Raw genomic sequence first — 7,917 nt, forward strand, 5'->3', positions numbered from 1 at the left:
CCCGGCGCGCCCGGATCGGCCGCGGACTACCGTCGGAACATGGCGATCTTGAGCACCACTGACCTGAACGTGTCACGCCTGTGCCTGGGCGGCAACGTCTTCGGCTGGACCGCCGACGAGGACGCCTCGTTCGCCGTGCTCGACGCCTACGCCGCGGCGGGCGGGAACTTCCTCGACACCGCCGACGTGTACTCGGCCTGGGCGGACGGCAACTCCGGCGGCGAGTCGGAGTCGATCATCGGCAGGTGGCTGGCCCGGCGCGGCAACCGCGACGACGTCGTGGTCGCCACCAAGGTCGGCATGCTGGCCGGTTTCAAGAACCAGAAGCGCGACACGGTCCTGACGGCGGCCGAGCGGTCGCTCAAGCGGCTCGGCGTGGACCACATCGACCTCTACTACAACCACCTGGACGACCCGGACACGCCGCTGGAGGAGACGCTGGCCGCCTACGACCAGCTCGTCCGCGACGGCAAGGTCCGCTACGTCGCGGCGTCCAACTTCTCCGCCGACCGGCTCGCGAAGGCGCTGGAGATCCAGGAACGCGAGGGCTTCGCGCGGTTCGTGGCGTTGCAGCCCGAGTACAACCTGGTCAGCCGCGACCAGTTCGAGGGCCCGCTGCGCAGCGTCGTGGCGGAGCACGGCCTGGCCACCGTGCCGTACTTCTCGCTCGCCAAGGGCTTCCTCACCGGCAAGTACCGGCCGGGCGTCGAGGTGAGCAGCGCACGGGCCGGTGCCGCGTCGAAGTACTTGGACGAACACGGCCTGCAGGTGCTGGAGGTGCTGGACGAGCTGGCCGAGACGCACGCGACGACGGTCGCCGCGGTGGCGCTCGCGTGGCTCGCCCAGCAGCCGACGGTGGCGGCGCCGATCGCGTCGGCCAGGACGTTGGAGCAGCTCAACGACCTCACGCCGGTGCTGGGGCTTGAACTGGCGCAGGCCGAGGTGGACCGCCTGAGTGCAATTTAACTTGCCAGTAGCTTACCGGGAGTAGGTTGCGTTACCGTGGCGGTCATGGACGTCACGGGCAAGGTGGTACTGATCACCGGCGCGGCCAGGGGCATCGGCGCCGAGGTGGCGAGGCAACTTGCCGCTCGCGGGGCTCGGCTCGCGCTCGTCGGGCTGGAAAAAGCCCAGCTCGAAGCGGTCGCGCTGGAGACCGGTGGCAGGGCCTGGGAGGCCGACGTCACCGACTGGGACGCCCTCGAACGCACCTTCCACGAGGTCGCCGAGCACTTCGGCGGCATCGACGTGGTGGTGGCGAACGCGGGCATCGCGGCGACCGGGTTCGTGCGCTCGATGGACCCGAAAGCGTTCGAACGGGTCATCGAGGTCAATCTGCTCGGTGTGTGGCGCACGGTCCGCACGGCGCTGCCGCACCTGATCCGCAGCCGCGGCTACTGCCTGGTCGTGTCGTCGCTCGCGGCGATCGTGCACATCCCCGGCAACGCGGCCTACTCGGCGGCCAAGGCGGGCTGCGAGGCGTTCGCGGACAGCGTGCGCGCGGAGGTCCGGCACCTCGGCGTGGACGTCGGCACGGCGTACTTCTCGTGGATCGCCACGGACATGGTCAACAGCGCCGACGAGCACCCGGTGTTCGGCAAGCTGCGCAAGGGCATGCCGGGCCTGGCCGGCAAGAAGTACCCGGTCCGCAACGTCGGCAGGGCCGTGGTCAGGGGCATCGAGAAGCGGGCGAAGGCGGTCCACGTCCCCGGCTGGGTCGGCGCCCTGAAGTACTTCCGCGCGTTCACGCCGGTGGTCGTGGACCGCCAGTCGGTCGCGGAGGTGGCCGAGGCCGACCGCCAGATGGCCGCGAACGACACCTCCGGCCTGGTCGGACCCGGCGGGGCGGCGGCTAGTCGCTGACGTCCGCGAGTTCGGTTTCCCGACGAACTCGCCGCCGCGCCGGGGCGCGGCCGTGTTACGAGAGCCAGAGGCCGAGCAGGACGTTCCACTCGCGGATGTTCCACTGCTCGACCACGTTGGCGGGCGTGTACGGGTCGGCGGCGATGACCTCCTTCACCGCCGTCTCGTCCGCGGCCTCGTAGACGATCATCGCGCCGGTGTCGTCCGCGTACGGACCTGCGGCGAGGACGACACCCTTCTCCACGAGCGAGGCGATGTACTCGCGGTGTGCCGGGCGCACCGCGAGGCGCTTCTCGTTGTCGGGACCGAACACCAATTCGACTGCAAAGCGGGCCATGCCACCACCGTAGCGACGTGACCGGTACCGTCCTACCCTGTGGTTGGCGACGAAACCCCGCGCAGCGTGCAGGACACCCTGACCAACCTGCGGATCAAGGACGGCGTCGCAGGACCTCCCGCTGGGCCGCTGACGCTCGAAGACCTGTACAAGCAGCACCGCATGCGCCTCATCCGGCTGGCGCTGCTGCTGGTCGACGAGCCGGCGACGGCCGAGGACGTGGTGCAGGAGGCCTTCACCGGCCTGCACCGCAACTGGAAGGGTCTGCGCGACGCCCAGGCTGCCGTGGGTTACCTCCGCACGGCCGTGGTCAACGGCTCGCGCAGCGTGCTGCGCCGCCGCAAGACCGCACGCGACTACACCCCGCCGCACGTGGCGAACGCCAGGTCGGCCGAGTCGCTCGCGATGCTCACCGCGGAGCACCAGGCCGTGGTCAAGGCGTTGCAGCAGCTGCCGCCGCGTCAGCGCGAGGTGCTCGTGCTGCGCTACTACGGCGACCTGTCCGAGGCCGAGATCGCCGAGGCGACCGGCATCTCGAAGGGCACCGTGAAGTCGACCGCCTCCAGGGCGCTCGACGCGCTGCAGAAGCTCATGGCCGGCCGTTGACGCAACGTCACACCCGCACCTGACACCCGTTTTGCCCGGTGAGCGTGGTTTCAGGTCACATCGACACGCGCCCAATCCGGTGCTTGGTATAGACCAATAGGGTGCCAATGCCGCAGGATCAGTCCTCGTGGCACGCAGACACGTGGTCGCCGTCGACATCGGTGGCACCGAAACCAAGGCCGCGCTCGTCGCCGGCACCTCGCAGGCAGTGGCGGTCGAGAAGCACGCGCGCAGGCCGACCCCGGCACGGCTGGAGCCGTTGCTGGACGTCCTCGTGGAACTGGTCGACGAGCTCCGCGGCGCCTGCGAGCACGAGATCGACGCCGTGGGCGTCGTGGCGCCGGGCATCGTGGACGAGGCCAACGGCATCGGCGTGTACACGACCAACCTGCCGTGGAGCGACTTCCCGTTCAGCACCGTCCTCACCGAACGCCTCGGCGTGCCCGTCGCGTTCGGTCACGACGTGCGCGCCGCGGGGCTGGCCGAGTGCCGGATGGGTGCCGCGAAGGGCCTGCGCAACGCGGTGGTCATGCCCATCGGCACCGGTATCGCCGGTGCGCTGCTGCTGAACGGGCAGATCTTCAGCGGCGGCGGGTACGCGGGCGAGATCGGGCACGTGGACGTGGGGCACGGCGTGCCCTGCGCGTGCGGGCAGGTCGGCTGCGTGGAGACCGTCGCGTCCTCTGCGGCGATCGCCCGCCGCTACACCGAGCGCACCGGGACCGCGGTTCGCGGTGCCGCCGAGGTGGCAAGCCTGGTGAGAGCCGGGGACGAGGACGCCGTCGCCGTGTGGCACGAGGCCGTGGACGCGCTGGCCAGGGGGATCCTGGTGCTGGCGACGCTGCTCGGCCCCGAGGCCGTGGTGCTCGGCGGTGGGCTCGCGCTGGCGGGAAGTCTGCTGGTGGAGCCGCTCGAGGACAGGCTGGACGGGCTGATCGCCTTCCAGCGCCGACCGGAGCTGCGGCTCGCGGCGCTCGGCGACGAGGCGGGCAGCCTCGGAGCGGCGCTGCTGGCCATCGACACGCTGGAGGCGTGATGAGCACGTGGGGTGGACCGGTCGACGTGACCCTGACCGGAGGTCGGGTTGTCACGCCGGACAGGGTGCTCGAAAACGGGTGGGTCAGCGTGCGCGACGGCCGCATCGTCGGCGTCGGTGAGGGCCCCGCACCCGACGGCCCGACCACCGACGTGGGCGGCGGCACGATCGTGCCCGGCTTCGTCGACATCCACTGCCACGGCGGTGGCGGTGACGCGTTCACCAGCAGCGACCCGGCGAAGGTCCGCAAGGCCGCCGCCGCGCACCGCAGGCACGGCACCACGACGCTGCTCGCGTCGCTGGTCTCCCGTCCGGTGCCGGAGCTGGCCGACCAGGTCTCCGCGCTGGCCGAGCTGGTGCAGGAGGGCGTGGTCGCGGGCGTGCACCTGGAGGGCCCGTTCCTGTCCGCCGCCCGCTGCGGCGCGCACGACCCCGCGATCCTCTGCCCGCCGGAGCAGACCGCGGTGACGAAGCTGCTGGACGCGGGCAAGGGCACCGTCCGCATGATCACCATCGCGCCGGAGCTGGACGGCGCGGTCACGGCGGTGCGCCAGCTCGTGGACTCGGGCGTCATCGCGGCCATCGGCCACACCGACGCGACCGAGGCGCAGGTCCGCCCGGCCGTCGACGCCGGTGCCTCGGTGGCCACGCACCTGTTCAACGGCATGCGCCCGCTGCACCACCGCGAGCCCGGCCCGATCGGCGCGCTGCTGGACGACGAACGCGTGACCGTCGAGCTCATCTGCGACCTCGTGCACCTGCACCCGACCGCCGTCCGCCTCGCCGCGCACCACGCCGGTCTGCGGCGCACGGTCCTCATCACCGACGCCATCGCGGCGGCGGGTGTGGGCGACGGCGTGTACGACGTGGGCGGGCTGGAGGTGCGCGTCGTGGACGGTGTCCCGACGCTGGCCGGAGGCGCCGCGCTCGCCGGCAGCACGCTCACGATGGACATGGCGTTCCGCAACGCGGTGAACGCGTGTGGACTGTCGCTCGTGGAGGCCGCGTACGCCACCTCGACCCGTGGTGCGGAGCTGCTCGGGCTGGAGACCGGCAAGCTGCAACCGGGCTGCGCCGCCGACATCGTGGTGCTCGATGCAGAATTGAAGCCTGCAGACGTGATGAGCAAGGGCGAGTGGGTCAAGGACTGAGCTGAGGACGGGGCATGGCGGACGATCCGGAGCGACTGGTGACCAACGCCCTGCGCGCGCAGGCGACCAGCACGAATGCCGGATTTGCCGTATCTGCCCCAGTTGCTCCCGAGCGGCCGGCACCCATGTCCGTGTGGTGGGTGCTGGGCCTCGCCCTGCTGTTGGGCCTGGCCGCGGGCACGGTGGCCGCAGTGATCACGCTGGGCTGACCTGTACCGTTGTGCCTGTGACGATCGCATTGGGCCCTGACTGGCTGGATCCCGAAAAACTGCTGACGATGCTCGGTCCGTGGATGCTCGTCGGGCTGTGCCTCATCGTCTTCGCCGAGTGCGGTCTGCTCGTCGGGTTCTTCCTGCCGGGCGACTCGCTGCTGTTCACGGCGGGTCTCTTCGTCGCTGCGGGTCACATCTCGACGCCGCTCTGGCTCGTGTGCGTCCTGCTGACGGTGTGCGCCTTCGTGGGCAACGTCGCCGGCTACTACATCGGCCGCAAAGCGGGTCCGGCGCTGTTCAGCAAACCCGAGTCGAAGATCTTCAAGAAGGAGTACGTCGACAAGACGCAGGAGTTCTTCGACAAGTACGGCCCGCGTGCCATCGTCCTCGCGCGGTTCGTGCCGATCGTCCGCACGTTCATCACGGCCATGGCCGGTGTCGGGCGGATGGACCCCAAGAAGTACTTCACCTACTCCGCGATCGGCGGCGTGGCGTGGGCCGCGGGCCTGACCGTGCTGGGCTACTACCTCGGGCAGATCACCTTCATCAAGGAGAACCTCGAGATCACGCTGCTCGCCATCGTGCTGCTGTCGGTCGTGCCGATCATCATCGAGGTGGTCAAGGCGCGCCGGGAGAAGAAGTCGCTCGTGCAGGGAGAGGCCGACGACATCACCCAGGTCATGGAAGCGCAGCTGCAGGACGACTCGACGCAGATCATCCCGCGCATCGAGCGCTGAGCCTTCCCCAAGCCCGCCTGGTCACGACCGGCGGGCTTTCTGCTGGCGCGGATTGAATACAGAGCTGTACTGTATTTATATGATCACGATCGTGGGGGCAGGGCCGACCGGCATGGCGCTGGCGTGCGGACTGCGGCAGTTCGGGGTGGACGTGCGGATCGTGGACGTGGCCGACGGGCCCGCCACGACGTCGCGGGCGCTGGGTGTGCAGCCCAGGGGCGCCGAGGTGCTGGCCAGGCTGGGTGCGCTGGGCGACCTGCCGGAGAAGGCGGTGCGGCTGCGCGGGCTGCGGATCAACGGTGAGCCGGCGCTCGACCTCGGCCTGCTGCGGGAGGCGGGGCAGCTCGTTGTGTCGCAGGCGTGGGTGGAGCAACGGCTGCGCGACCGGTTGTCCGCGCTGGGCGTGGAGATCGAGTGGAACACCCCGGCACCGGCGGCGGTGCCGGACGGGGAGTGGCTGGTCGGGTGCGACGGCGCGCACTCGGCCGTGCGGAAGAGGGCGGGGATCGCGTTCGAGGGCGAGCAGGTGATGGAGAACTTCCTGCTGCGCGACGTCCACGCCCGGTGGGACCTGGACCGCGAGTCGATCCACATCTACTTCGACGGACCGGCGATGACGACCGTCTTCCCGTTGCCCGGCGGTCTCTGGCGGGTCATGGCACCGGACGGCGGCCGGTGGACGCCCGGACCGGTCGACTCGGTGGAGTGGGAGTCGACGTTCCGCATCCACCGGCGGCAGGCGGCGAGCTACCGGCGCGGCAACGTCCTGCTGGCGGGCGACGCCGCCCACATCCACAGCCCGCTGGGCGGGCAGGGCATGAACACCGGGCTGGGTGACGCGGACAACCTCGCGTGGAAGCTCGCGCTGGTCGTGCACGGCAGGGCGGCGGACCGGCTGCTCGACACCTACGAGTCCGAACGCCGGCCCGTCGGCGCGCGGGTGCTCGCCGCCACCACGCCCGCGACCCGGCTGGTCATGGGTTCCGGCCGGCTGACCAGGACGGCGCGCGACCGAGTGCTGTGGCCGTTGCTCGGCGCACCCGTCGTGCAACGGCGGCTGGTCCGCTTCGCCTCGCAGCTCGACGTCCGGTACTCCGGTCCGCTGGTCGCAGGCCGGCGCGGCGGTGAACGGGTGCCGGCGTTCGCGCGGGTGGGGCGGTGGGTGCTGGCGGGCCCGCCGGCGTGCCTGGAGGTGGCGCGTGACCGGCTCGGTGACGTCGTGCACCATGAACGCGCCGGCGAGACGCTGCTGGTGCGCCCGGACGGGCACCTGGCGTGGCGCGGCCCGTCGACCCCCGGAAGGCTTGCCGCGTGGCTGAACGAAGTGCTGGGCGTCCCCGCGACCCCGAGGCGGACAACGCGATCCTGACGGCCGCCTTCGACCTGTTCCTCGAACGCGGCCTCGACGGCACGTCGATCGAACAGGTGGCCAAACGCGCCGGCGTGACCCGCGCGACCGTCTACCGCCGGTTCGCCACCAAGGAGGAGCTGCTGTTCAGCGTGATCGAGCTGCCGCGCACCGTCGCGGCGCTCGATCCGGAACGGATGGCCGTCGCGCCACCGGAGGAGACGCTGAAGGCGTGGGCGGCGCTGATGTCCACGCCGCAGACGATCCAGCTGCTGCGCCGGATCGTGGGCGCCTCCGCGGACAACTTCGCGCTGATGCGGCGGTACTGGGAGCTGTTCATCGCACCCCGCCGGGCGGTGCTCTACGACGTCATCCGGCCCGGCTTCCCGCCCGGCACCGACCTGTCGCTCGTCGTGGACCTGGTCGGGGGTGCGCTCTTCTACCGGGCGCTGAGCCGCCCGGAGCAGCACTCGGCGGCCGAGCTGGAGGCCTACCTGCACAGGGTGCTGGACCAGGTCGGGTATCGCCCCTAGGGCCTGTCCTCAAAGCCAGAGGGTGAGGGTGGCCAGGTCGATCATGGCTTGATAAGACAGGGCGGTCTTGTCGTAGCGGGTGGCGATCGCGCGG

General features: G+C 70.9%; 10 protein-coding genes. 9 read left to right on the forward strand and 1 reads right to left on the reverse strand.

Annotated features, from left to right (window positions below):
* Positions 1-39: 39 nt before the first annotated feature.
* Together ADL03_RS44585 and ADL03_RS44590 are read left to right on the forward strand one after the other, a co-directional pair.
* The gene (locus ADL03_RS44585) at positions 40-966 is read left to right on the forward strand and encodes an aldo/keto reductase (RefSeq protein WP_053739703.1); all 927 of its coding nucleotides are present in this window, start codon (positions 40-42) and stop codon (positions 964-966) included.
* A 45-nt stretch (positions 967-1,011) separates the two neighbouring features.
* Positions 1,012-1,863, forward strand: a complete 852-nt coding sequence (locus ADL03_RS44590) for an SDR family oxidoreductase (protein WP_053739704.1) — start codon at positions 1,012-1,014, stop codon at positions 1,861-1,863.
* A gap of 55 nt (positions 1,864-1,918) precedes the next feature.
* On the opposite strand, the gene ADL03_RS44595 is transcribed toward ADL03_RS44590, so the two are convergent.
* The gene (locus ADL03_RS44595; protein WP_053739705.1) at positions 1,919-2,200 is read right to left on the reverse strand and encodes a YciI family protein; all 282 of its coding nucleotides are present in this window, start codon (positions 2,198-2,200) and stop codon (positions 1,919-1,921) included.
* A gap of 39 nt (positions 2,201-2,239) precedes the next feature.
* Between ADL03_RS44595 and ADL03_RS44600 the strand changes: the two genes are divergently transcribed.
* The 7 genes from ADL03_RS44600 (at position 2,240) to ADL03_RS50390 (ending at position 7,823) form a co-directional block, all read left to right on the forward strand.
* Positions 2,240-2,806, forward strand: a complete 567-nt coding sequence (locus tag ADL03_RS44600) for a SigE family RNA polymerase sigma factor (RefSeq protein WP_053739706.1) — start codon at positions 2,240-2,242, stop codon at positions 2,804-2,806.
* 127 nt (positions 2,807-2,933) lie between these two features.
* Complete coding sequence (locus ADL03_RS44605) at positions 2,934-3,842, forward strand: ROK family protein (RefSeq protein WP_197289193.1); 909 nt, start codon at positions 2,934-2,936, stop codon at positions 3,840-3,842.
* The gene (nagA, locus tag ADL03_RS44610; protein WP_053739708.1) at positions 3,842-4,993 is read left to right on the forward strand and encodes an N-acetylglucosamine-6-phosphate deacetylase; all 1,152 of its coding nucleotides are present in this window, start codon (positions 3,842-3,844) and stop codon (positions 4,991-4,993) included. The genes ADL03_RS44605 and nagA overlap by 1 nt, the downstream gene beginning before the upstream one ends.
* Before the next feature lie 14 nt (positions 4,994-5,007).
* On the forward strand, positions 5,008-5,202 hold the full coding sequence (locus tag ADL03_RS47935) for a hypothetical protein (protein WP_157529801.1): 195 nt from the start codon (positions 5,008-5,010) through the stop codon (positions 5,200-5,202).
* 17 nt (positions 5,203-5,219) lie between these two features.
* Positions 5,220-5,942, forward strand: a complete 723-nt coding sequence (locus tag ADL03_RS44615) for a VTT domain-containing protein (RefSeq protein WP_231642869.1) — start codon at positions 5,220-5,222, stop codon at positions 5,940-5,942.
* A 79-nt stretch (positions 5,943-6,021) separates the two neighbouring features.
* Positions 6,022-7,311 carry an NAD(P)/FAD-dependent oxidoreductase gene (locus ADL03_RS44910; RefSeq protein WP_063798919.1) on the forward strand — a complete coding sequence of 430 codons (1,290 nt, stop codon included), beginning with the start codon at positions 6,022-6,024 and terminating at the stop codon, positions 7,309-7,311.
* Entirely contained in the window at positions 7,254-7,823 is a 570-nt protein-coding gene (locus tag ADL03_RS50390) for a TetR/AcrR family transcriptional regulator (RefSeq protein WP_053739710.1), read from the forward strand. The genes ADL03_RS44910 and ADL03_RS50390 overlap by 58 nt, the downstream gene beginning before the upstream one ends.
* Positions 7,824-7,917: the final 94 nt, after the last annotated feature.

This window comes from Nocardia sp. NRRL S-836, assembly GCF_001279525.1.
GTDB lineage: Bacteria > Actinomycetota > Actinomycetes > Mycobacteriales > Pseudonocardiaceae > Lentzea.